Source organism: Flavobacterium collinsii (genome assembly GCF_902804485.1).
Taxonomy (GTDB): Bacteria; Bacteroidota; Bacteroidia; order Flavobacteriales; family Flavobacteriaceae; genus Flavobacterium; species Flavobacterium collinsii.
The window spans coordinates 50,050-74,940 of the sequence record NZ_CADCST010000072.1; the positions used below are offsets into that span (position 1 = coordinate 50,050).

Sequence of the window (24,891 nt, forward strand, 5' to 3'; positions counted from 1 at the left end):
CTTGTAGTATGTTTAGTCCCTATGGGACATTTTTGTTTTTTGAGTTACCGATATTTGACTCCTAAAGGAGTAGAGTATGGGATATATATCGGAGAGATTACATGTTTGTGAACAAGTCTGTCTAATATGGATGTTCTGAAGGGATTAGATTTGGTTTGCCTTGCTACATTTTCTTGTAGTAAGGTTTAGTTCCTATGGGACATTTTTGTTTTTTGAGTTTTTTGGTTACCGATATTTGACTCCTAAAGGAGTAGGGTATGGGATATATCTTGGAGAGATTACATGTTTGTGAACAAGTCTGTCTAATATGGATGTTCTGAAGGGATTAGATTGGGTTTGCCTTACTACATTTTCTTGTAGTATGGTTTAGTCCCTATGGGGCATTTTTGTTTTTTGGTTACCGATATTTGACTCCTAAAGGAGTAGAGTATGGGATATATCTCGGAGAGATTACATGTTCTTAAACAAGTCTGTCTAATGTGGATGTTCTGAAGGGATTAGATTGGGTTTGCCTTGCTACATTTTCTTGTAGTAAGGTTTAGTTCCTATGGGACATTTTTGTTTTTTGGTTACCGATATTTGACTCCTAAAAGAGTAGAGTATAGGGGGTATCTCGGAGAGATTATATGTTGGTGGCCAGGGATTATAGTCTACTTGCACAAATGTCCCGTAGGGACTAAACTTTTGTTCGTTTTTGTGCCGTAAGATACATTATGAAGGATGGTAGTTTTTTCGGCTTAATATAGCTCACTGTGTAAAACGTGCCTAGATCTGCAGGTTTTTTACGGTTGGAGTAGATTGTATAAAAAAACGGTCCGTACTTTAAGTGTACGGACCGTTTTTTATGTAAAGAATTCGTTTATTAGAATCCTAAATCTTTTTTTACATCAGCAGTGATGTTTGGACCATCAGCTAATAATAAAGTAGAACCGTCTAATACGTATTGGAAACCTTTTGCTTTTCCAACTTTTTGGATAGAAGCTCTTACTTTTTCCATTAATGGTTTTACGATGTCAGTTTCTTTTTGTTGTAATTCTTTTTGAGCGTTGTCTCTGTAGTCAACAATTCTTTTTTGCATGTCCTGAACTTCTTTAGAACGTTCTCCGTTTACAGCGTCAGTTACAGTTGCAGCTTCTCCTTCGTATTTTTTGATTTTTACTTGATATTCGTCAACCATTTTTTTGTATTCAGCATCATATGTACCACTTAATTTTTGTAGTTGATTTTGAGCATCTAGCATTGCAGGCATTTTCGACATAATCTCGCTAACATCAACGTGAGCTACCTTAGCTTGCGCATTCATTGTGTTACTTGCTCCTAAAACTAGTATTGCAGCAATTAGTAAAGTTTTGATTTGTTTCATCATTTTTAAAAATATTAATTAATTATTGGTCGTATTTGATTTTTGCATTTCGGCTTCTTTTGCTTTTTTGGCCGCTTCTCTTTCTTCTAAAATTTTCTTTCTTCTGTCTTCTAATTCTTTTTTACGTTGTTCGTAAAGTTTTTGTCTTTCTTCAGCTTTATTCACTGCCGGTTGAGCCGGTGTTGTTCCTTCAGTTGGTGTGACAGTGGTAGTAGCAGGTTTAGCTGTTGTACCTTCTGTTTTGACTGGTTCTGTTTTCGCAGGTTCAGAAACCGTGCCATTTTTTTTGGCATCTCTTTCAGCTGCTAATGCTTTTCTCCTGTCATCGTATTCTTTTTTCTTGGCTTCCTGCTCAAGTCTTCTGTCTTCAAGCAATTTTAATCTGGCAGCTTTTTTATCATCCAACGTTTTTTGGCGGTTAGCCATCTCTGGATTCTCATCAATTGCGTTTTCCAGTTTTTCTTTAGTTTCCTGATCTTTCAATTGTTTTTTAGACAGCTGTTCGCGTTTTTCAGTTCGGTTCAAAATACGAATAACCTGATCGCTAATGTCGTACTTTTTATTGCTAAAGAGCATTGTTAAATCAGATGATTTGTCAAATATAAAATCGTAATTTTTTGCTTCGGCAATATCCTGCACGGCTGTAAAAACCTGATCTTGTATAGGCTTTGCTAATCCTGCTTTCTGATGCATTAAATTACCGTCAGAACCAAATTGCTTTTGCTGGTAATCCATCATTTCAGTTTCGAGAAATTTAATCTCTGTTTCTTTTTCGTCAATAAGCTCTTTTGTCAGTAAAGCTCTTTCGGCTTTAAGACTTTCTTTAAGATTATTGATGTCTATTTTTTTTGTTTCTATTTCTTGTTTCCACTTTTGAGCCTTTAGCTCTAATTGTGCTTTTGCTTCTTTGTAATCAGAAACATTTTCCAAAATATACTCCATATCGATGTAGCCAATCCTTGTCGTTCTTGTTTGAGCCTGACTTGTATTTGCTACAATCAGGGCTAAAAATATAAATAAAAATTGTTTTCTCATAACATTACTTTATTTGAAAATTTTTAACCAACTATTGTTTTTTTTTAAAATTGTTGTCCGATAATAAAGTGAATTTCTTTACCATGCGCCTTAGTCTCTCCCGGTTGAGGATCGAAACCGTAACCCCAGTCAATACCCAATAATCCAAAGGCCGGCATGAATACACGTAAACCAACACCCGCAGAACGGTTCAGATCAAATGGGTTGTAAGCTTTAAAAGTTGGGTATGATGAACCCGCTTCTAAAAATGCTAATGCATAGATCGATGCAGAAGCTTTTAATGTAATCGGATAACGCAATTCCATAGAGAACTTGTTATAGATTGTAGCTCCAATCTGATCTCCATTTGCATTTACCGGAGTTAGAGAGTTGTCGTCGTAGCCTCTTAATCCAACATTTTCTCTACCGTCCATTGAATAGTTCTGCTGCCCACTTCCTCCTAAGTAGAAACGTTCAAAAGGTACAACACCTCTTGCCTGATTGTATGCTCCCAAGAATCCAAACTCTGTTAAAGTTCGCATTACTAATTTACCATAAAGTTTGGTATACCATTCTCCTTTAAATTTAATTTTATAATATTCAAGCCAATTGTATCTTTTTTGATCCACTTTACCCTGGTCAGTATCTGCACTTGCATAATCAGAACCTACACTGACCATTCCCGGTTGTCCGTTTACTGTTTCTGTTTTGGTGTAATCTCCGGTGTTCAAAGGTCTTCCGTCTGCACCAGAAGTTGGGGCTCCAGTATATTGTGTTTTGTATTCTTTTTGATTTTTTAAATCACCGTAATCAATTCCGTTAAACAACGAATAAGGAGGGGTTATTTTTGCAGAAATACTAAAGTCTGAACCATAGGTTGGGAATATTGGGTTAACCCCTTTATTACTTCTCGATAGTCCAATAGTATATGCTAAGTTTCTTGACGCTCCGTTACCAAAGGTAAACAATCCTGTATTATAATTGTTCAAATCATAGTGTTGGTAACTTACAGATTGTGACAATACGAAGTAATCGTCCGGCACAGTAAGTCTTTTAGCTAAACCAACTTGTAAAGTTAAGATGTTAAAACTTTTGCTTTTATCTACGCTTCTGGTAGCGAAATTGTTTAGGAATTGCTTACTATATGAAATAGAAGAACTAAATTGTACAGGTTTTTTTCCTCCAAACCATGGCTCCGAGAACGATACACTATAAGTTTGAAAGTAAGTACTTCCTTGTAAACGAAGTGCTACTTTTTGACCGTCTCCCATTGGTAATGGTTTGTACGATTCTTTGTTGAAAAGGTTTCTTGCTGAGAAGTTGTTAAATGATAATCCCAGTGTTCCGATGAAACCTCCACCGCCATAACCTCCTTGAAGTTCGACCTGGCTGGATCCTTTTTCTACAACATGGTATTCAATGTCAACAGTTCCTGCTGAAGCATCAACATTTTTGAATTTTGGATCAATGGCTTCAGGATCAAAGAATCCTAATTGTCCAATTTCACGAATTGTTCGTACTAATTGTTCTTTACTGTATTTTTCTCCCGGTTTAGTTCTTAATTCGCGATAAATAACGTGATCGTTTGTTTTATCATTTCCTACAACCGATATTTTGTTGAAGTAGGCGATAGGACCTTCTGTAACTCTAATTTCAAAATCGATAGTATCGTTAACTGTTTTTACCTCTACAGCGTTGATGTTAGAGAACAGGTAACCGTTGTTTTGATATAAGTTTGTGATGTCTTCTGCATCAGGTTTTGTCTTGTCGGCGATACGTTTTTCCAATAAAACACCATTGTAGGTTTCTCCTTTTTTGATTCCTAAATAACGGTTTAATAATTGATCAGAGTAAACAGTATTTCCTAAGAATTTGATGTTTCCGAAGTAGTATTTGTTTCCTTCTTCCACATTAATTTTGATGGCCAGCATATTTTTCTTCTTGTCGTATTTAACAGAATCAGAGATAATACGGGCATCACGATATCCTTTTTCTTTATAAGCAGCAACGACTTTTTCTAAGTCAGTTTTGTATTTTTCAGGGATGAATTTGGAAGATTTTAAGATACGGAGTATGTTTTTTTGTTTGGTATCTTTCATTGCAGCTCGCAACTGATTTCCGCTAAGCTGTTTATTTCCGGTGAAATCGATACTGCTAATTTTGACCTTATCTCCTTTATCTATCCGTACAAGCATGTTTACATGATTACCTGCAGTACTGTCAGGAGTATTGGTAATGGTAACTTTGGTGTTATAAAAACCTTCTTTTTTATATTTATTTTCAATATAATTTTTGGTTGTCGTGATTAAGTTTTCGTTGACAATTTTGTTTTTGGTCAAATTGTTGTCCTTAATTAATCCTTCGATTTTATTTTTCTTAATACCAACAAATTTGACTTCATTTAGTTTGGGAAGTTCGACAATGTTCAGATCCAGATAGATACTGTCGTTGTCGATTTTGTTAATATAAAAAGAGATTTCGTCAAAAAGGCCAAGTTTGCCTAATTTTTTAATAGCGCCACTGATTTCTTCACCCGGGACTGCTATTTCTTGTCCTTTTTGAAGGCCAGAGAAAGTAACAACGGTTTGTTCGTTAAAGCTTATTTTACCAACAACAGAAACTTTAGCAAGAATATATTTTTTTCCCTGATCAAAAGGAACTCTTTCTTGTGCTTTAATTTGTGAAAAACTACCCAAAAGAAGCAGGGTAAAGACTATTTGTATTCTTTTTTGCAACACTAAAATATTATTTAATTTGTTCACTGGTTTTTCCAAATCTACGTTCTCTTTTTTGATAACTAATAATAGCCTCATATAAATCTTGGTCTTTAAAGTCTGGCCATAAGACATTAGTAAAATATAGTTCTGCATAGGCGATTTGCCATAGCAAAAAATTACTTATTCTATGCTCTCCACTTGTTCTTATTAATAAATCTACGTCAGGTAAATTTTGCGTGTAAAGATGCTCATTTATAATTGAATCGTCAATAGCGTCTATTGAAATTATATTATTTTTAACTTTATCACTGATGATTCTCACGGCATTTACCAATTCTTCTCTTGATCCGTAACTTAAAGCCAGGGTTAAGGTAAGACGGGTGTTATTTTTTGTTTTGTCGATTACATCCAAGAGCTCTTTTTGAGCTGATTTTGGTAATTTCTCAAGATTCCCAATTGCATTAAGTTTGATGTTGTTTTCCTGCAGGGTTCCAAGTTCTTTTTTTAATGAATTGATCAAAATTTTCATCAATGCTTCGACTTCCAGTTTCGGACGATTCCAGTTTTCTGTCGAAAAAGCGTATAGTGTCAGGTATTCAATACCAAGTTTGGCACATGTTTTTATGGTGTTTTTTACAGATTTTGTTCCATTTTCGTGACCAAATGCTCTTAAAAAACCTTGTTGTTTTGCCCAACGGCCATTCCCGTCCATAATTATGGCCAGATGTTGAGGTAAATTTGTTTGATCTATTGATTCTATTAAATTCATTTTTATTATTCTGCGCAATAGCAAGGTTTTTCTCCAAAGGTATAAGTTAAAGTAATACCAGAGAAGACATACCAATCATTATTATTTAAATTTCCAAACTGTAATATGTTTGTGTTTTTTGTATTTGGATTGCTGGAGTCCATAGCATCTGTAAAAGTATATCGTGCTCCAACTTCAGCTGCCAGAACAATACTTGGAGTTATGTTTGATTTTATACCTAATATAATAGGTATGGCAAACGAACTTGAACTTATAGATTGTGTTACGGTTGGACTTGATGTAAAGCGATACAATTTGTCGTACATAAAGAAGTTAAGCCCGGAGAAGATATACGGAGTTACTTTTCTGTGATAATCATGCAGATTAAAGTCGAAAAAATTGAATTCCAGACCAGCTGAAAGTTCTTTTACATTATTTTTAAAGCTATAGCCTCTTCTGTTTCTTCCTGTTTCAGATGAATCGAAATCGTTTCCTGTAACGGTTGATTGTGTATACGAGAAACGATAGGAGTGACGCGGACTTTTATTCCATTTGTATAAGACACCAAAAGCCAGTTTTTCCGGTGCAATATAGGTAGTTTTGCCTACATCTCCTACAAAGTTACTTCCGCCTAAAAAAACACCAATCTCATTGATTTGAGCATTTAGTGTAATAAAGGGGAAAAAACATAACAATAAATTAAAAATTTTCTTCATTTAATTCAAAATTGCGTGCAAATATAATAATTATCGATTCGAATCAAAGTTTGTTTAGATAAATGTGCTTTTTTTTCAATTTACAATATGATTTTGAGCTATTTAATGATGATTCGCTATATGAAGAACGGGAAAATGTAGCATTATCGTATAGTGCTAATTCAGAAAACAGTTTAATTTCTTTTGTCTTCTCCCCAAAGCAGCTTGTTCCTCAAGGTTTTTAAGAAAGTTTCGCCCGGTATTTCTACCATTTTTATTTTAAAATCGGTCTTTTTGATTTTTAAAACGGATTCATTTTTTATAGAAGTGATTCTGGAATCTAAAGAGACTAAATATTGATCTTCTCTTCCGGTAACGCGAAGTTTGATTTCGGTATTGTCCGGGATTACCAATGGTCTGGCGTTTAAATTATGAGGCGCAATAGGAGTGATTACTAAGCTTTCGACATTTGGGGTCAAAATAGGGCCTCCGCAACTTAAGGAATAGCCTGTTGAACCTGTAGGTGTTGAGATTATTAAGCCATCTGCCCAATACGAATTTAAATACTCATTGTTTAAATAAGTTTCAACTGTAATCATAGACGTGGTGTCTTTTCGGCTTACTGTGACTTCGTTCATTGCAAAGTTTAAATCGTCTTCTATGGCGTCGTTTTTAGGATCGCAAGTTAAGCTTAATAAAGTTCTTTCGGAGATGGTGTAGTTTTTGTCGATGATAAATTGTAGAAAATTATCAATACTTTCTTTTGGAACGGTTGCCAGAAATCCTAATCTTCCTGCGTTGATACCTAATATAGGAAGGCCTGAATTGCGTACCAGAGTCGCAGCTCTTAAAATGGTTCCGTCACCACCAATACTAATAAGCATTTCAAAACTATGATCTAACGAGGTAGTAGAAGAAAAGGTTTTGTATTCTTTTTTAACGATGTTTTTTTCGTAAAGCATCTTCAGGAAGTTTTCTTCAATTACCATTTCGACATTATTGGAATTGAAAAAAATAAAAATGTCTTTAATAATAGGCTCTGTACTGTTTTGGTAATACTGCCCGTAAATGGCTACTTTCATTCTTTGTAATTAGATAATGAGGGAATTAGATAATGAGTCAATGTGTTAATTAGATAATTAGTCAATGTAAAGATTATTAAATCAACTAATTTGCTCATTGGCACAGTAATACTTTTATATATTTAGGTATTTGTCCAGATAATCTGAACGTTCTTTTAAGCTGTTGATATAGGCGTCTTCCTGATGTTCTGAGATGATTTCGTAATTGTATCGTCTAAACGTCTGAATAATTTCATTCATCGGTCCAATGCCAATTTTTATGGTGATCTGAACATTTTCTAAATCAGCTTCAGAGATAAAACAACCTAGGATCTTACCATTATTGCTTTCTATAATTTGAGTAACTTGCCCCATTGAGTAATCCAAAAGTCCTTTTTGAACGATAATAATACCGCCTTGCTCTTTTAAGAATGGAGTTTCATGAAAGAATTTCATGATGTCCTCTATTTCATAATAACCAATATAGGCATTGTTTTCGTCAAGCACTGGAACTGTATTGGTGTGGTTTTTTGCAAATACTTCTAAAACATCGAGCCATATCATCGATTTTCGGGCAAAATAACGTTCTAAAGTGTATTTGTAGTCAATTGCTTTTTTGTCTGTGTCAAAAGTTTCGACATCATCAGCGGCAATACTTCCAATAAAAATTCCGTTTTCCAAAACCGGAAAATGCGAAAAATTCAAATCAGCAAAAAAGTCCTGAACCGATGCTATCGTTTCCTGACTATCAATCGCTCTGAAATCATTGGTGATATAGTTTGTAATTTCTGTCATAGATCTATTGAAGATATTTCATGCAAAATAATCAAAAAATAGCAAAAAACGCTACGTTTTACTTTGTATTTTTGTCGTAACAAATATAGTGTTACTAGAATTAATTATCTATTTATATGACAAAGTTAAGTGTAAATATCAATAAAATTGCAACGTTGCGAAATGCACGTGGCGGAAATGTTCCTGATTTATTAAAAGTTGCGACCGATATTCAGAATTTTGGAGGGCAGGGAATCACGATTCATCCGCGTCCGGATGAGCGTCATATTCGTTATCAGGATGCACGCGATTTAAAAGCAATTGTACATACCGAATATAATATTGAAGGAAATCCGCAGCATAATTTTATCGATTTGGTTTTAGAATGTAAACCAACACAGGTAACTTTGGTTCCTGATGCTATTGGAGCCATTACCTCGTCGGCAGGCTGGGATACTGTAGCTAATCAATCCTACTTAACCGAAGTTATTCAGGAGTTTCAGCGCAACGGAATCAGAACTTCGATTTTTGTTGATCCGGTGCTGGAGGTTATTGAAGGAGCAAAAAAAACAGGAACAGATCGTATTGAATTGTATACAGAGGCTTTTGCGCATCAATATGGCTTAGGGAATAAAAAAGGAATTGATGCTTATATTGAAGCTGCAAAATTGGCGAATGAGCTGGATTTAGGAATTAATGCAGGTCATGATCTGAGTTTGGATAATATCCAGTTCTTTAAACAGAATATCCCGGGATTATTGGAAGTTTCTATTGGTCATGCTTTAATTTCGGAAGCACTTTATCTTGGTTTGGATAACGTAGTAAATATGTATCTGAATAAGTTGAAGTAATTGAAGTAATAATCCGTGGTTAATTTTAGAATCTAAAAATTGGGCACGGATCTTAGAAAGGTGTTTTTTTTCTGATAAAGCTGCCTTATGAAGCCTAATTAGTTTAAGGATTGCTACATAAACTTTTTTTACCTTTGTGAGCAGTTTTTAAAATCATAATAAATGTTATATTCGAAAATAGAAGGGGAAGGAAAACCTTTCGTCATCATGCACGGATTTTTAGGGATGTCTGATAACTGGAAAACACTTGCTGGACAATATGTCGATGCCGGTTTTCAGGTTCATCTTTTGGATTTAAGAAATCACGGCCGCAGTTTTCATTCAGACGAATGGTCTTATGAGGTGATGGTACAGGACGTGTTTGAATATTGTCAGGCCAATCATTTGAATAAAATAGATCTTTTAGGACATTCAATGGGGGGGAAAGTAGCCATGCTTTTTGCGACTACATATCCTGAAATAGTTGATAAATTAATTGTAGCCGATATTGGTCCAAGATTTTACAAGCAACACCATCAGGATATTTTGGCAGGCTTAAATGCGGTGGATTTTTCGGTAAAGCCAAGCCGTAATGATGTTGAGGCAATCGTTGCTCAATATGTTCCTGATTTTGGTACCCGACAGTTTTTATTGAAAAATTTATATTGGGCAGCACCGGGGCAGTTGGCTTTTAGATTCAATCTGGCTGTTTTTAATAACAATCTGGATGCTATCGGAAAAGCACTGGCTGATGGTTTGGTTTTTGATCAAGATACCTTATTTATTAGAGGAGGAGATTCAGGTTATATTTTAGATTCGGATTTTGACGCCATACGGAAGCATTTTCCAAATGCGAAATTCGAAACCATTCCTAACGCGGGACACTGGCTGCATGCCGAAAATCCGAAATTGTTTTTTGAATTGACAGCTACCTTTTTGAAAGAGTAGGTTCTGATTTCAGGCTGTAAATTCTGTTTCATTTAAAAAATGATGAAAGTTGTAATTGTATTAGGATCTCCAAATTCAGAAGATGGAGATTTAGGTAAAATTGCTTTAGACAGACTAAGTTATTGTCTGGATATTTTTAAGACTAAAGAGCATTGTGTTATTTGTACAGGCGGTTTTGGAGAACATTTTAATAATGCTCCCCGTCCGCATGCTGATTATGCTATGAGGCATTTACTAAACAACGGGCTTAGTTTGGAAAATTTTTTAGAACCGGCATTGTCCGCTAATACGGTTGAAGATGCTGTACTGTCAAAAGAAATAGTGTTAAAGCATGGTTTAAATTCAATTGTTGTGATTACTTCTGACTATCATGTGGAAAGGGTGAAACTTATTTTTGATGAAATTTTAGGATTTGATGCTATAGAATATGCAGGAGTACAACACGATATGCCTGATGAGGAAAAAGAGAAATTACTGGCTCACGAAAAAAAAGCCATCAGCGGAATTTTAACTAAAGGTTTATATTATTAAATTTTACTACTTTTAAATAAAATTTTAAATCATAAAAATATGAAACTATTACTTAGACTCCTTGTTACCGCAGGCTTGGTGTTGTTAATCGCTAAATTTCTACCTGGCGTAATTGTTACCAGTTTTGGCACAGCAATAATTGTTGCGATTGTTTTAGGATTGTTGAATCTGTTTATAAAACCAATATTAATCATCTTAACATTACCTGTTACACTTATTACTTTAGGTTTGTTTTTGTTGGTTATAAACGCGATTATTATTATGTTTTGTACCAATATTGTCAAGGGGTTTGCTGTTGATTCGTTTTGGACAGCATTGTTCTTTAGTGTCATCTTGTCTATCCTTCAGTCTATTACTTACAAAATAGTAGGAGACGACAATTAAAATAAATAGAGAGAGCGTGATGAAAACGTATTCAAATACAATAGATTAAAAACTTGGTTGGGTTGCAAAAATTTTATAATTTTGCAACCCAATTTTATTATGTAAATTAAAGAAGAAGATGGATATTAAAAGAATAGCAACAGACGCTGTGAATGAAACAATTGTAATGACAGTTGTTCACATGGATTATAAAGGTCAGGTAGCAAAAAGAATAAACGAAAAAATGCCATTGGCTACTGTAAAAGGTTTTAGAAAAGGACAAGTTCCTAAAGACCTTGTTGAAAAACAATATGGAAAAGCTATTAAGCAAGAAGAAGTTAAAAAAGTAGTTGATTTGGCTTTAGAGCGTTTTGTTCAATCTGAGAGATTAAATCTTTTAGGAACTCCACTTGCTAAAGTAAACGAAAACTTTGATTGGGATGCTGAAGAATTAACTTTTGAATACGAAATTGGTTTAGTGCCAAACTTCGAAATTGATTTAGAAGCTAAAAACAATATCGTAAAATACATCGTAACTGCTGACGATAAATTAATCGACGGTCAGGTAGAGCGTATCCAAAAACAATTTGGAAAAGCAATTCCACAAGAAGCGGTAGTTGCTGATTCTGATTTGACAGGAACTTTCTCTAACGAAGAAAAAGGAATCGACAATACAACTACAATTGCTTTATCTACATTCAACAAAGCGACTGCTGATAAATTCATTGGTAAAAAAGTAGGTGATGTTGTAGCAGTAAGTACAAAAGGTTTATTCGAAGACGATCACCAATTAATGGATTACTTAAAAGTAGGTCATGATGATGTTCATGGTTTAGATATCGAAGTAAACTTTACTATCAGTGCCATCAACGGAGCTGAATTGGCAGAATTGAACCAAGAATTATTTGATAAACTTTTTGGTGAAGGAAAAGTAGCTTCTTTAGAAGATTTAAAATCTAAAATTAAAGAAGATGCTGAAGCTCAATTCGCACAGCAAGCTGACCAAAAATTATTGTTAGACGTTCAGGACTTCCTAATCGAAAGCACAAAATTTGATTTACCGGCTGAATTTCTTAAAAAATGGTTGCAAACTGTTGGAGAGAAAAAACTTTCTGCAGAAGAAGCTGAGGTTGAATACGCAAGATCTGAAAAAGGATTACGTTTTCAATTGATTGAAGGAAAAGCTATGGCTCAAAGCAATATCCAAATTACATTTGAAGATTTGAAAGCTTTTACAACAAACGCAATCAGACAGCAAATGGCTCAATTTGGACAAACAAATCCAACTGACGAAGAAGTTCAGGGAATTGTTGCAAGAGTTTTATCTAACCAGGAAGAAGTGAAAAGACTTTCTGAGCAGGTAGTAGCTGAAAAACTATTGGAAGTGTTTAAAGAAAAAGCAAATCCAACAACAAAAGAAGTAACTTACGAAGAATTTATTGCCGCTTCATACGGAGAATAATTTCTAAAAAATAAGTATATTTGAGCGTCAGGAGTTTTTCTGACGCTCTTTTTTGTTTTAAGTTTATTCTGTTTCACGTTCCGGGTTTTTGTTGGAACGAATGGTAGATAACCTGAAACTTGAAACCTGAAACAAAAAAGTAAGACAAATTGGCATCCTTTGTAAAAAGGTATGAACTTTGTCTTATCCGTTTAAGTCACTTTCTGACTTTAGATTTTCAAACTTTAAACTAAAAATATGAACTACGGTAAAGAATTTAAAAAATTTGCTACAAAGCACCAGGGAGTAAACGCGATGTACTATGATAAAATCATAGCTGCAATGAACCCAACTAATATGACTCCATACATTATTGAAGAGCGTCAGTTGAATATTTCTCAATTAGACGTTTTTTCGAGATTAATGATGGACAGAATTATCTTTTTAGGAACAGGTATCGACGACCAGATTGCGAATATCGTTCAGGCACAATTATTATTTTTAGAAAGTGCTGATGCTTCAAAAGACATTCAAATTTATCTAAATTCTCCTGGAGGAAGTGTTTATGCAGGATTAGGAATTTATGACACCATGCAATATATTAAACCAGACGTAGCAACAATTTGTACCGGTATGGCAGCTTCTATGGGAGCGGTATTATTATGTGCAGGAGCAGCAGGTAAACGTTCGGCTTTACCACATTCAAGAGTAATGATTCACCAACCATCAGGAGGAGCTCAGGGAGTTGCAACGGATATGGAAATCAATTTACGTGAAATGTTGAAACTGAAAGATGAATTGTATAACATTATTTCTCAACATTCAGGACAAACTTTTGATAAAGTACACAAAGACAGTGAACGTGATTACTGGATGATTGCTGATGAAGCAAAAGAATACGGAATGATTGATGAAGTATTAAGAAGAGGATAATTTTTTTAAGACTCAAAGTTGCTAAGGTTCTAAGATTAACTTGAAACTTTGAAAATTGAAACAAAATTACACTTGAAACAAAAAAATAAAAAGTTAAGAGGTTGCTAAGTTTTTAAGGTTTTAGTAATAAATCTCAGAAACTTAGTAACTTTGCAGCTTAGTAACTAAAAAAGAATGGCTAAAGTAGTATTAGAATGTTCGTTTTGTGGAAGAAAAAAGCCAGAAACCAATTTATTGATTGCAGGTATTAATGCACATATCTGTGATAAGTGTATTGAACAGGCACATGGAATTGTATTAGAAGAATTAAAATCAAGCGGAAGCGCAAAACTTGTTGGGGACTTAATTTTAAAGAAACCAAAAGAAATCAGAGCTTTCTTGGATCAATATGTTATTGGCCAGGATCAGACTAAAAAAGTAATGTCGGTTGCTGTTTACAATCACTACAAACGTTTAATGCAACAGCAATTAGACGACGAAGTAGAGATTGAAAAAAGTAACATCATCATGGTGGGACAAACCGGAACAGGAAAAACATTAGTGGCGAAAACGATCGCTAAAATGTTAGATGTTCCTTTGGCTATCGTTGATGCAACTGTGCTTACAGAAGCAGGGTATGTAGGAGAAGATGTTGAAAGTATTTTGACACGTCTACTACAAGCCGCCGATTATGATGTAACCAAAGCCGAAAGAGGGATAGTGTTTATTGATGAGATTGATAAAATTGCCCGTAAGAGCGATAATCCATCCATTACGCGTGACGTTTCCGGTGAAGGAGTGCAACAGGCTTTATTGAAATTATTGGAAGGAACCGTTGTAAACGTACCACCAAAAGGAGGACGTAAACATCCGGACCAAAAATTTGTTGAAGTAAACACACAAAACATCCTGTTTATTGCAGGTGGTGCTTTTGATGGTGTTGAACGTATCATCTCTAAACGTTTGAACCGTCAGGCTGTTGGATATTCGACTTCTAAAAATGTAGATAACATTGATAAAGACAATTTATTGCAATACATCATTCCAAAAGATATTAAAGATTTTGGATTGATTCCTGAGATTATAGGGCGTTTACCGGTTTTAACGCATATGGATCCGTTAGATAAAGAAACATTGCGTGCAATTCTGACACAGCCTAAGAATGCCTTAGTAAAACAATATCAAAAATTATTCTTAATGGATGATGTTGAGTTTACAATCACAGACGAAGCATTAGATTTTATTGTCGACAAAGCATTAGAATACAAATTAGGAGCACGTGGATTGCGTTCGTTATGCGAAGCAATTTTAACCGATGCCATGTACGAATTGCCAAGTTCAGATGATAAAGTTTTAAGCATCGACAAAGATTATGCAAAACATACTTTAAATAAAAATCTATTGAAACGCATGGAAATCGCTTCGTAAGTTTCTAAAATTAGATCAAAAGTAGTTTATTAAAACCTGTTCGTTAATTCGGACAGGTTTTTTTGTTTTTTTGAAATTGTTTTCATTTTTATGTAAATTGGCGACATGAAAAAAATATTGTGCCTAGTCATTATGTTGGTCTTGTTTTCTTTTAATAAAAAAGAGAGACTTCGCAGCGAAACCAAAGAAATCAATTACAGTGCTTATTATAAAGAAGCACAACAATATTGCAAACATAATAATCTAAATCAGGATACATTTTTCTTAATAGATTTAGGTGTTCATTCCGGTCTCAAGAGATTCTTTGTTTATGACTTTAAGAAAAATAAAATAGTACAATCATATATGGTAAGTCATGGTTGCGGTGATAACAACTGGGGAGGAACTTCATCAAAAGATAATGCGGTTATAAGCAATAAATTCGACTCGCATTGTTCTTCAACAGGTAAGTTTGTTATTTTAGATCGCGGAGTAAGTCAATGGGGAATTAAAGTCAATTATATATTACAGGGAAAAGAGAAGTCAAATTCAAATGCCAGAAATCGGGCGATAGTTTTGCATTCCTGGGATGCCATTTCAAGCCATGAAGTTTACCCGAAAGGAACACCCGAAGGTTGGGGTTGTCCAGCTGTCTCTAATGAGAATATGAAGGAAATTGATGGACTTTTGAAAGCAAATAAAAAAGTTTTGATGTGGATTATTAAATCCTAAGCTTTCAAAAGATTTTGTCTTTTGGTTGTAATGAAATTGAAATGGTTAAAATAGCCCTGATCGAAACGGTATCCTTTTACTGCGGTGTTCGCAGTAAAAGATATAGTGTAGAGCGGGACAACGGGTTGTTTTGAAAAATGATTTTTCTGCTCCTGAAAAAGATTACTGCACCCTAAACTTCTCCCGATACTCAATAGGTTTCATGCCCACCATTTTAAAAAATACTTTTCTAAAGGCTTTGGGATCATTGTAGCCTGTTTTCTCAATAATCTCAGAAATCGAAAGTTGGGTTTGTTCCAGATATTTTTTAGAGCTTTCCACTCTTATATTTTGCAAGTACTCAATTGGCGGGATACCCGTAACTTGCTTGAACCGTCTAGTCATGTTACGAGTGCTCGTAGGGATGTCTTTTGTAATTTCTTCTAGTTTTTCGATTGTATGGTATTGGCTTTCTATTTTTTGCTGCAGCATGGCAACTAAAGTATCATTGTGCAAATGGTTGGGTCTAAAGGTGCTGAAATAACTCTGCTTGTATCGGTTTAGGTCGATCGAGAAAATCTTCGCAATTTGAACCGCAATTTCATTTCCACAGTATTTTTGAACTAGAAGAATCAGTAAGTGAAAGGTTGAGGTAGAGCCTCCGCTAGTGTATAAACTGCCATCTGCGGTTAAAGTCTCCTCTGGTTTTAATTTTACTAGCGGGAATGCTTTGGTAAAAGCGCTGCAGGCATCAACGTGTGTTGTGGCTAACTTTTCGTTGAGCAAACCCGAAGCTGCAAACAAAAAGGCACCGGTACAAAAACTGGCCAGTTCGGCTCCGGACTGGTGGTGTTTTTTCAGCCAGGGAATAAAGTTTTTGTTCTTTGCAATCATTTCGCTCATATTATCAGTAGTAAAAGCGGGGATCAAAATAAGTTCGAGGATTGTATTAGAATCTTCAATCGGATTAACCTTATACCCAAACAAATGTCCTTCATTGATTTGTTCTGTCGATTGAAATACCATAATCTCAAAAGGCTTCTCGTTTTCTTTAGAGAGTTTATTAGCGGTTTCAAAAACTTCTAAAATGGCCGCTATACTTAGTAATTTATAGTCGTGCGGAACAATTAATCCTACTTTCTTAGTCATGATAGTACTTGTTTTTAGAAAAATGATAGTCTACAAAAGTAAGTATTTTGTCTTAAATGACCCTAAAAATGACTTTTAATGTAACTTAAAGCTAATCTTAAAAAATTAAATTTGCTTTAAATAATTTGTAATTTTATAAAGAAACATCTTTGATTTTAATAAATAAACAATGATAACAGTACAAAGCACCATTAATACAACTGTAAACAAAGCTTGGGAATTTTGGACAAAGCCGAAACACATAACAAAATGGAGTTTTGGTTCTCCAGACTGGCATACAACTTATGTTGAAAATGATTTGAGAGTTGGAGGTAAATTCAAATATACGATGGCTGCGAAAGACGGAACTGCCACTTTTGATTTTGAAGGAGTTTATACGAGGGTAGAAACTTTTTCAGAAATAGAGTATCAACTATCTGATAACAGAATCGGAAGTGTTCATTTTGAAGAAAATGATGAAAAAGTAATTCTTACAGAAAAATTTCAACCTGAAACAGAAAATCCTGAAAACATGCAAAAGCAATGGTGTCAGGCCGTGATAGACTGTTTTAAAAACTATGTTGAAAATAACTAAATAAAAAACGGAACAAGAACCAATTTAAAAAGTATAACTAAAAAAGCAATAAAATGATAACAGTACAAAACACGATTAATGCATCAGTAGACAAAGTTTGGGAATTTTGGACGGCACCGGAACACATTACAAAATGGAATTTTGCTTCTCCGGACTGGCATACACCTCATGCTGAAAATGATCTGAGAGTAGGAGGGAAATTTTCATCGACTATGGCTGCAAAAGATGGTAGTATGAGTTTTGATTTTGGAGGCGAATACATTGTAGTAGAAAAAAATAAAGCAATTGAGTATGTTTTAGAAGATGGAAGAAAAGTAGAAATTACTTTTAAAGAAACAGCAAACGGGGTAGAGGTCATTGAAAGTTTTGATCCTGAAACGCAAAATCCGGAAGAAATGCAACGCGGTGGCTGGCAGGCGATCATGGATAATTTTAAAAGTTATACGGAGAGCAATTAGTTTTTTTAAGGTTCAAAGAGGCAAAGTGACAAAGTGACAAAGGCGCCGATTGACATCACAGAGAAAGAATTTAATTTTAAAAGCAGTAAGAATGACAAAGCAAATATGGCTGAATTTGCCAGTAAAAGAGGTGGCAAAATCAAAAGCTTTTTTTTCAAAAATAGGATTCTCTTTTAATGAAGAACACGATACAGAAAGTTCGACTTGCATGGTGGTTGGAGAAGGAAAATTTGTAGTGATGCTTTTTGAAGAAGCATTGTTTGCCAGTTTTTCTCAAAATAAACTTACCGATACCCAAACAAGTTCAGAAGTTTTGATCTCGATTGATGCCGAAAGTATTGCCGAGGTCAATGAATTGGCTCAAAAAGTTAAAGAGGCCGGAGGAACTGTTTTTGCTCCAGCAGCAGAAAGTCAGGGCTGGATGTACGGTTGCGGTTTTGCGGATTTAGACGGTCATCGTTGGAACGTATTATTTATGGATTTTAGTAAACTATCATAGTATGGAAACTTTAGAATTTAAAATTAGAATTAAAGCTCCGGTACAGAAAGTCTGGTCGGTTTTATGGAATGAGGAAACGTATAGGAAGTGGACAGGATCTTTTTGTGAAGGTTCATACGCAATAAGCGAATGGAATCAGGGGGATAAAATACATTTCTTGTCTCCAAATGGAGAAGGAATGAATAGTGTTATTGAAACGAAAATTCCAAATGAGTATATGGCTTTTAAACATATAGGCGAAATCAAAGACTTTCAAGAATTGCCTCTTGATGAAGAAACCAAAAAGTGGACAGGTGCCATGGAAACGTATCGATTAACAGCCGATGACGAATTTACCGATTTAGTTGCTCAGGTAGATGTAGTCGAAAAATACATCGATTATTTTAAAGAAGCCTTTCCTAAAGGACTGGAAACAGCCAAAGAACTTTCAGAACAATAAAAAACAAACAACAAACAAAAAAAACAAATATCATGGCAACAGCAGTAAATCCTTATTTAATTTTTAACGGAAATTGTGAAGAAGCATTTCTATTTTATCAATCCGTTTTTGGAGGAGAATTTCCGTTTCTTGGAAGATTTAATGAAATGCCGGCAGGTGAAGAAGGATGTGGTCCGGTATCTGAAAAAGATGGCAACCGAATCATGCACGTTTCTTTGCCAATTGGTAATACAATCTTAATGGGAAGTGATAGTAGTGAACAATCAGGAGATGTAGTTTTTGGTGGGAATTTTTCAATCTCGATAAATGTTGACAGCGCAGCAGAAGGAGATCGAATTTTCAACGGACTCTCAGCAGGAGGAGCCGTTTTTATGCCAATGGCGAAAACCTTTTGGGGAGCTTATTTCGGAATGTTTAAAGATAAATTCGGTGTAAGCTGGATGGTAAACTTTGACGAAAATATGCAGGGTTAATAGATATCTCTAATTTTATCCACAACCAAAAAGATTTCAAGGATTCAGTATTCTGATCCTTGAAATCTTTGGTAAAAAAAAACAGATCTTAGATTAAAAAAGTTAGGTTATTTTGATCCCGGAACATAATTGTTAAATTACTCCAAAAAGCACATTCTTAGGTGCTTTTTCTTTTTAAAAAACAATCAATATCTTTTTTTATCAACTTTAGATTGTCGATTTTTGTCACTTCGAAAAATCAATAAAGATAAAATGGTAACAGAAGATAAAGAGATTATTTTATTAAAAGTTTCAGGACATGATAAAATAGGAGTGACGGCAGGTTTGACTGCTGTATTGGCAACTTACGATGCTAATATTTTAGATATTGGTCAGGCCGATATTCATGATACACTTTCTCTGGGGATTTTATTTGAAATTCAGGCTGGTTCCTCCTCGGGCCCGGTTTTAAAAGACTTGCTGTTCAAAGCTTATGAATTGGAAATTAAAGTAAAATTTATTCCGATCTCTATTGACGATTACGAAAACTGGGTAAAATCACAGTCCAAACAGCGTTACATTATCAATATACTGGGAGAAAAACTGACCGCTTCTCAGCTAGCCGCAGTGACTAAAATAATGTCAGACCAGCATCTGAACATTGATTCTATTATAAGATTAACAGGGAGAACCTCTATTGTAGAAATAGAAGAATATCCGCGTTCCTGCATACAATTATCTGTGACCGGCGAAATTGTAGATAAGATCCATATGACGGCAAGTTTCATGGAGATTTCCAGAACTCTGGATGTCGATATTTCATTTCAGGAAGACAATATTTACAGAAGAAACAGACGTTTGGTTTGCTTCGATATGGACTCGACTTTAATTCAGACCGAAGTAATTGATGAGCTGGCTGAGCTGAACGGAGTAGGAGATGAGGTTCGTGCCATCACTGAATCGGCAATGAATGGCGAGATTGATTTCAACGAAAGTTTCAAACAGCGTATGGCTTTGCTCGAAGGGTTAAGCGAAGATGTTTTGCAAAATGTTGCCCTCAATTTACCCATTACAAAAGGAGCGCATCGCTTGATGAAAGCCTTAAAATATTACGGATATAAAACGGCAATATTGTCTGGGGGATTCACCTATTTTGGAGAGTATTTACAGAAAGAATTGGGTATCGATTATGTTCATGCGAATCGATTGGAAATCAAAGACGGTAAGCTAACCGGTAAATACATAGGCGATATTGTAGACGGTCAGAAAAAAGCCGAATACCTTAAAGCAATCGCCGAAAAAGAAGGAATTCACATCAATCAGACCATAGCGGTCGGAGACGGTGCCAATGACTTACCAATGCTAAATTTAGCAGGTTTGGGAATTGCTTTTCACGCCAAACCAAAAGTAAAAGAAAACGCTGCAACCTCAATTTCAAGCCTGGGTCTTGACGGAGTTTTATATTTATTAGGATACCACGACAGGTACATCGATATGATGTAAACCTATCGTCAGGCTGAGCGAAGTCAAAGTCCTTTTACTCGACAGTTGAAATAAGTCAAAAAAACCTTAGTTTTTATAAAAGCTAAGGTTTTTTTATGGGCATGTCCCGCTGAAAAAGCGGGTCGGGCTATACGCTTCAATCTTTTGTGCCGAACCCCAGCACAAAAGGATTTTCACTTCTATCCCTCATGCGATTCGGCAATAGTATTGGGTCTTATTTTTCTCTGGATTTTAATTCAGTTTTAATGTCTTTGGAAGTCTTAAAAATTAAGAGAAGTAGTGGCAGTAAGGCAATAGGAACAATTTGAATAGCACTAAATCCTTTTAAAAATACAAGGTAGATGTTAGCGATAAGTAATAAAAGAAAAATTACGACAAATGCATACGCGGCTGATTTTGATATTTTTTCGCTTTTACGTAACTCTTCAGTAGTCATTTCACTAAATTTTTTGTTGCTCATTTTATTTTGGTTTTTGGTTAATTCGGAAGTTTGTATGGTGAGTTATCAGGTGGTAAGATTACTTAGGTTCCACCCTTTTTCAATTAAATAGTTTTTACATTTTAAGCAAAAGGCGTTTTCTTTATCTACATGATTTTTTCCTTCAGCATCTCTCATTAAACATGTTTTTACAGAACAATGAGGCAAACCTTCGGTGTGACCTAACTCATGCAGAACAACCTTATAGAATTGTGCTTCTTTGTTTCTTTTGCTCAGTCTAAAATCAGAAACCACGCAGGATTTGCCTGGATGATAGCCCAGTCCCATAACGCCCCAATCTTTGTTTTTACCTTTGGTAACGCTAATGTCGCTGTTGGATAAACCCACGATTACAGAATCTTTACCCACATTATCTTTGATGGTTTTAATAATAGTGTCGGCACGATACCTGTTTCTGGCCGGGTAAAATGCATTTTCCGGGAAGGGAATGTTGGTTCTTAAAACAACATTAGGGTTAATCGTTTGTATTTTATGGTAAACATTTTTTGCCCGCTCTGTTTTGAAATCCCCCAAAGGTTGAAGAACAATTATTTTTGAATGCTGTTCTTTGGTACAGGAAACGAGAATAAACAGTAAAATCAAAAGTGAACTTTTCATTTTGCAGATTTGAAGTTTGTTAACTCAATATTTTTAATAGATCCGAGAGGAGCAATTTTGATCGCATTATTTTTCGGAGTCAGATAAAAATAATAAGCGCTGTTTACATCTATCAAAAAAATGGCTTCGGTTTCGCCTGTATTAAAGGTAAGTTTTTGCTCGTATTTCAGTTTATTAAGTCTGATTTTCTCTGCAATTTTATGACCTTCGCCAATTCCCAAACCAAGAAAAAAACTAAGCAATCCAATTCCAATAGAAACTAGAAAAAAATGTTTCAGCTTGCTCTTGATCTCTAAGTCTGAAAATTTATCGCCATCCGGTTTAGTGCCGATTAATTTTTTTGCCCAGCTTTTGTTGCGATCCTTGTAGCACAAACTCAGAAAAACTAAGATAAGAACGGCGAAAACAATTAGACTTAAAATGATAATCGGATTTGCAGTTAGATCAGCAATGGGGCTGATAAGAATATCCATAATGGTTGAATATTTCAGAATGTTTATTTTCAATTGGAAAAAGAAAACACATTCTTTTAAAATTCCCAGCACGACAAGAAACAGATAACCTATTGGAATTAAATTCTGAATTTTTTCTGTTGATTCCATTCTAACTAACGTGGTATTTCATTAAAGTTTTTATAAAAAACTACATTTCTTTCAATTGCTCCAAATAATCCCTCTGATTCGAAAGCCTTGGAATCTTATGCTGTCCGCCTAATTTGTCACGCTCTTTTAGCCAGTCGTAAAACAAGTTCTCACGCGCCACATTAATCACCAAAGGATTTAAAGTCATATTGTTGTGACGTTTGGCTTCGTAATCAGAATTTAAAGTTTGTAGTGTTTCATCCAATACTTTTTGAAAAAGCCCCACATCAGCAGGTTTTTTCTTGAATTCGATCATCCATTCGTGAGCTCCTTTTTCCTTGTCCTGCATAAAAATAGGCGCAACGGTATAATCGATCACTTCGGTGTGCGTCAGTTGACAGGCTTTGGCAATGGCCTGATCGGTATTTTCGACCATTAGTTCTTCTCCAAAAACGTTAATATGATGTTTGGTTCTGCCTGTTACTCTGATTCTATAAGGGTTTAGAGAAGTAAAACGAACCGTGTCTCCAATCAAATAACGCCATAAACCGGAATTTGTGGTAATGACAATCGCATAGTTTTTATTCAATTCAACATCGGCCAAACGGATTACTTTTTGATTCGGAGTTCCGAATGTATCCATTGATATGAATTCGTAGAAAATACCATAATCCAGCATCAACAGTAAATCGCTCGAATTGTTTAAATCCTGAATAGCAAAAAAGCCTTCCGACGCATTATAGATTTCGTAGTACCTGAAATCTTTGCTTGGTAGAATTTTTTTGTATTGTTCTTTATACGGAGAAAAACTTACGCCTCCGTGAAAATAAACTTCCAGATTTGGCCAAATATCCAAAAGACTTTCCTTTCCTGTATTTTCTAAAACTTTGTTCATTAAAACGAGCATCCACGACGGAACGCCTGCAAAACTGGTTACATTTTCGTTTTTCGTTTCATTTATAATCGCAGCAATTTTGGATTCCCACTCGCTCATCAGCGAAGTTTTACTACTTGGAGTACTGCTAAATTCAGCCCAAATAGGCATATTTTCAATCAAAATGGCAGATAAATCACCAAAGAAAGTATTGTTGTTTTCGTAGATCTGTGAACTTCCACCCAGACGAAGACTTTTGCCCAGAAACAATTCCGAATCCTCATTGTTGTTGAGGTACAGACAAAGTAAATCTTTACTCCCTTTATAATGACAATCCTCTAGGGCCTCATTACTCACAGGAATAAATTTACTTTTTGCATTTGTAGTTCCGCTCGATTTAGCAAACCATTTTATAGGAGTTTCCCAAAATACATTTTGTTCCCCTTGTCGGGTACGTTCAATCAAAGGTTGAAGCTCTTCGTAGGTAGCAATCGGCACCCTTTCGGCAAAAGTTTGATAGGAATTGATCGACTCAAAATCATACTGTTTCCCTATAATAGTATTTTCTGAAGCTGTCAATAAATTGTGCAGCAGCTCTTCCTGAACTTCATTCGGATATTTTAGAAAAAGTTCTATTTGATGTATCCTTTGTTTTAGGACCCAAGAAGCAAAAGAGTTGATTATTGATAAGGGCATGAGTGAAATTTATATTTTAGATTGCTGATTGTAGATTTTAGATTTTACAATTCGCGTAAAATCAGGAACCTTAAAATTTGAATATCGAAAGACAAATACTAACTTTGCCGTTGTATCAAAAATAGTGTTTTTTTGTAAAAAATAACATTCTATTTTTATTAAACATTCCGGTTCAGCTGAATTTTAATTCTTAAAATTCAGAATTCAGGCAGGCAAATCTAAAATCTACAATCAGCAATCTCAATTCTAATGACATATCAAGGCGTACTTACAAAAATGCAAACTGAAATAGGGGCTCCAATTCAGTATTATTTGGTTTTCGAAGACAGTTTTCTAAACATGAATCAATTACTAAACAAGGAAATTGAGATCAGTTTTGTGGGATTTGAATGTCTGAACTGCCATAAGAAGAAAAAGATCTACCGACAAGGGTTTTGCTACGAATGTTTTTATTCGAGTCCTGCGGTTGGTGATTGGATTATGCGTCCGGAACTGAGTACGGCGCATCTGGGAATTGCAGACCGGGATTTGGAGTACGAACAAAAAGTACAGCTTCAGCCTCACGTTGTTTATCTGGCTTTGGCAAGTGAGGTAAAAGTTGGGGTAACTCGTAAAACTCAGGTGCCAACACGCTGGATCGATCAGGGAGCAACTCAGGCCATTGCGATTGTTGAAGTTCCAAACCGATATTTGGCAGGAATTACAGAGGTCGCACTAAAAGACCATTATACCGACAAAACAAACTGGAGAAAGATGCTTCAGAATACAGGGGAAAGTTTTGATCTGCTTGCCGAGAAAGCAAAAGTGGAAAGCTTAATTCCGGCAGAAGTACAGGAATATTTTTATGCTCAAAAGAATGATTTGTATGAACTGCACTATCCGGTTTTAAATTATCCGACCAAAGTAACAAGTCTGAATCTGGATAAAACCCCAACTTTTCAGGGTAAATTAACTGGAATTAAGGGGCAGTATTTAATCTTTGAGAACGGAACGGTTTTTAATGTAAGAGGTTCGGAAGGTTATGTGGTTAGTATTGCAGTTTAACATTTAAAGGA

27 protein-coding genes are annotated in these 24,891 nt (G+C 35.2%); 15 read left to right on the forward strand and 12 right to left on the reverse strand.

Translation table 11 applies throughout. From position 1 onward, the window contains the following. Nucleotides 1–862: 862 nt before the first annotated feature. The 7 genes from FLA105534_RS07745 to FLA105534_RS07775 form a co-directional block, all read right to left on the reverse strand. Nucleotides 863–1,366 carry an OmpH family outer membrane protein gene (locus FLA105534_RS07745; protein WP_173965448.1) on the reverse strand — a complete coding sequence of 168 codons (504 nt, stop codon included), beginning with the start codon at nt 1,364–1,366 and terminating at the stop codon, nt 863–865. Between the two features lie 15 nt (nt 1,367–1,381). After that, nucleotides 1,382–2,398, reverse strand: a complete 1,017-nt coding sequence (locus FLA105534_RS07750; protein ID WP_173965449.1) for an OmpH family outer membrane protein — start codon at nt 2,396–2,398, stop codon at nt 1,382–1,384. Between the two features lie 44 nt (nt 2,399–2,442). After that, nucleotides 2,443–5,190 carry a BamA/OMP85 family outer membrane protein gene (locus tag FLA105534_RS07755; RefSeq protein WP_173965450.1) on the reverse strand — a complete coding sequence of 916 codons (2,748 nt, stop codon included), beginning with the start codon at nt 5,188–5,190 and terminating at the stop codon, nt 2,443–2,445. Next, nucleotides 5,123–5,863: an isoprenyl transferase gene (locus FLA105534_RS07760; RefSeq protein ID WP_173965451.1), complete on the reverse strand. Its 741-nt coding sequence runs from the start codon at nt 5,861–5,863 to the stop codon at nt 5,123–5,125. The genes FLA105534_RS07755 and FLA105534_RS07760 overlap by 68 nt, the downstream gene beginning before the upstream one ends. A gap of 5 nt (nt 5,864–5,868) precedes the next feature. After that, nucleotides 5,869–6,558 carry a type IX secretion system protein PorG gene (porG, locus tag FLA105534_RS07765; RefSeq protein WP_173965452.1) on the reverse strand — a complete coding sequence of 230 codons (690 nt, stop codon included), beginning with the start codon at nt 6,556–6,558 and terminating at the stop codon, nt 5,869–5,871. 173 nt (nt 6,559–6,731) lie between these two features. Next, nucleotides 6,732–7,619 (reverse strand): NAD kinase, encoded by an 888-nt coding sequence (locus tag FLA105534_RS07770; protein WP_173965453.1) that lies wholly within the window; start codon nt 7,617–7,619, stop codon nt 6,732–6,734. A gap of 114 nt (nt 7,620–7,733) precedes the next feature. Further along, nucleotides 7,734–8,393: a CBS domain-containing protein gene (locus FLA105534_RS07775; protein WP_173965454.1), complete on the reverse strand. Its 660-nt coding sequence runs from the start codon at nt 8,391–8,393 to the stop codon at nt 7,734–7,736. Between the two features lie 116 nt (nt 8,394–8,509). Here FLA105534_RS07775 and FLA105534_RS07780 point away from each other — a divergent pair, with 116 nt between their 5' ends. From FLA105534_RS07780 to FLA105534_RS07815, 8 genes are all read left to right on the forward strand, one after another. Then, nucleotides 8,510–9,223, forward strand: a complete 714-nt coding sequence (locus tag FLA105534_RS07780) for a pyridoxine 5'-phosphate synthase (protein WP_173965455.1) — start codon at nt 8,510–8,512, stop codon at nt 9,221–9,223. Between the two features lie 162 nt (nt 9,224–9,385). After that, the gene (locus tag FLA105534_RS07785; RefSeq protein ID WP_173965456.1) at nt 9,386–10,150 is read left to right on the forward strand and encodes an alpha/beta fold hydrolase; all 765 of its coding nucleotides are present in this window, start codon (nt 9,386–9,388) and stop codon (nt 10,148–10,150) included. Nucleotides 10,151–10,189: 39 nt separating this feature from the next. Further along, nucleotides 10,190–10,681, forward strand: coding sequence for a YdcF family protein (locus tag FLA105534_RS07790; RefSeq protein WP_173965457.1), 492 nt, complete (start codon nt 10,190–10,192; stop codon nt 10,679–10,681). Between the two features lie 39 nt (nt 10,682–10,720). Beyond that, nucleotides 10,721–11,065: a phage holin family protein gene (locus FLA105534_RS07795; RefSeq protein ID WP_173965458.1), complete on the forward strand. Its 345-nt coding sequence runs from the start codon at nt 10,721–10,723 to the stop codon at nt 11,063–11,065. Nucleotides 11,066–11,183: 118 nt separating this feature from the next. Beyond that, nucleotides 11,184–12,506, forward strand: coding sequence for a trigger factor (locus FLA105534_RS07800; protein ID WP_173965459.1), 1,323 nt, complete (start codon nt 11,184–11,186; stop codon nt 12,504–12,506). Between the two features lie 237 nt (nt 12,507–12,743). Then, nucleotides 12,744–13,418 (forward strand): ATP-dependent Clp endopeptidase proteolytic subunit ClpP, encoded by a 675-nt coding sequence (gene clpP, locus FLA105534_RS07805; RefSeq protein WP_089054473.1) that lies wholly within the window; start codon nt 12,744–12,746, stop codon nt 13,416–13,418. Nucleotides 13,419–13,592: 174 nt separating this feature from the next. Beyond that, entirely contained in the window at nt 13,593–14,825 is a 1,233-nt protein-coding gene (gene clpX, locus FLA105534_RS07810; RefSeq protein ID WP_173965460.1) for an ATP-dependent Clp protease ATP-binding subunit ClpX, read from the forward strand. Between the two features lie 105 nt (nt 14,826–14,930). After that, nucleotides 14,931–15,536 carry a murein L,D-transpeptidase catalytic domain-containing protein gene (locus FLA105534_RS07815; protein ID WP_173965461.1) on the forward strand — a complete coding sequence of 202 codons (606 nt, stop codon included), beginning with the start codon at nt 14,931–14,933 and terminating at the stop codon, nt 15,534–15,536. Nucleotides 15,537–15,698: 162 nt separating this feature from the next. Here FLA105534_RS07815 and FLA105534_RS07820 read toward each other — a convergent pair whose 3' ends face one another. Then, complete coding sequence (locus tag FLA105534_RS07820; RefSeq protein WP_173965462.1) at nt 15,699–16,664, reverse strand: GlxA family transcriptional regulator; 966 nt, start codon at nt 16,662–16,664, stop codon at nt 15,699–15,701. A 169-nt stretch (nt 16,665–16,833) separates the two neighbouring features. Between FLA105534_RS07820 and FLA105534_RS07825 the strand changes: the two genes are divergently transcribed. From FLA105534_RS07825 to serB, 6 genes are all read left to right on the forward strand, one after another. Further along, on the forward strand, nt 16,834–17,238 hold the full coding sequence (locus FLA105534_RS07825) for an SRPBCC domain-containing protein (protein WP_173965463.1): 405 nt from the start codon (nt 16,834–16,836) through the stop codon (nt 17,236–17,238). Nucleotides 17,239–17,291: 53 nt separating this feature from the next. Beyond that, nucleotides 17,292–17,696, forward strand: coding sequence for an SRPBCC family protein (locus FLA105534_RS07830; RefSeq protein ID WP_173965464.1), 405 nt, complete (start codon nt 17,292–17,294; stop codon nt 17,694–17,696). Between the two features lie 91 nt (nt 17,697–17,787). Continuing rightward, entirely contained in the window at nt 17,788–18,195 is a 408-nt protein-coding gene (locus FLA105534_RS07835; protein WP_173965465.1) for a VOC family protein, read from the forward strand. 1 nt (nt 18,196) lies between these two features. Next, nucleotides 18,197–18,634, forward strand: coding sequence for an SRPBCC family protein (locus tag FLA105534_RS07840; RefSeq protein ID WP_173965466.1), 438 nt, complete (start codon nt 18,197–18,199; stop codon nt 18,632–18,634). Nucleotides 18,635–18,666: 32 nt separating this feature from the next. Next, on the forward strand, nt 18,667–19,107 hold the full coding sequence (locus tag FLA105534_RS07845; RefSeq protein ID WP_173965467.1) for a VOC family protein: 441 nt from the start codon (nt 18,667–18,669) through the stop codon (nt 19,105–19,107). Nucleotides 19,108–19,359: 252 nt separating this feature from the next. Further along, a complete protein-coding gene (serB, locus tag FLA105534_RS07850) occupies nt 19,360–20,589 on the forward strand; it encodes a phosphoserine phosphatase SerB (protein WP_173965468.1) in 1,230 nt (409 codons plus the stop codon). A 214-nt stretch (nt 20,590–20,803) separates the two neighbouring features. On the opposite strand, the gene FLA105534_RS07855 is transcribed toward serB, so the two are convergent. From FLA105534_RS07855 to FLA105534_RS07870, 4 genes are read right to left on the reverse strand one after another with little or no spacing between them, the layout of a single operon-like run. Next, nucleotides 20,804–21,049: a redox-active disulfide protein 2 gene (locus tag FLA105534_RS07855; RefSeq protein WP_173965469.1), complete on the reverse strand. Its 246-nt coding sequence runs from the start codon at nt 21,047–21,049 to the stop codon at nt 20,804–20,806. Nucleotides 21,050–21,094: 45 nt separating this feature from the next. Continuing rightward, nucleotides 21,095–21,685: a matrixin family metalloprotease gene (locus FLA105534_RS07860; RefSeq protein WP_173965470.1), complete on the reverse strand. Its 591-nt coding sequence runs from the start codon at nt 21,683–21,685 to the stop codon at nt 21,095–21,097. Continuing rightward, nucleotides 21,682–22,287 (reverse strand): hypothetical protein, encoded by a 606-nt coding sequence (locus tag FLA105534_RS07865; RefSeq protein WP_173965471.1) that lies wholly within the window; start codon nt 22,285–22,287, stop codon nt 21,682–21,684. Before FLA105534_RS07865 ends, FLA105534_RS07860 begins: the two co-directional genes overlap by 4 nt. 40 nt (nt 22,288–22,327) lie before the next feature. Beyond that, complete coding sequence (locus FLA105534_RS07870) at nt 22,328–23,836, reverse strand: GH3 auxin-responsive promoter family protein (RefSeq protein ID WP_173965472.1); 1,509 nt, start codon at nt 23,834–23,836, stop codon at nt 22,328–22,330. 249 nt (nt 23,837–24,085) lie between these two features. On the opposite strand from FLA105534_RS07870, the gene FLA105534_RS07875 reads away from it, so the two are divergent. Beyond that, nucleotides 24,086–24,880, forward strand: coding sequence for a DUF2797 domain-containing protein (locus FLA105534_RS07875; protein WP_173965473.1), 795 nt, complete (start codon nt 24,086–24,088; stop codon nt 24,878–24,880). The last annotated feature ends 11 nt before the right edge of the window (nt 24,881–24,891 follow it).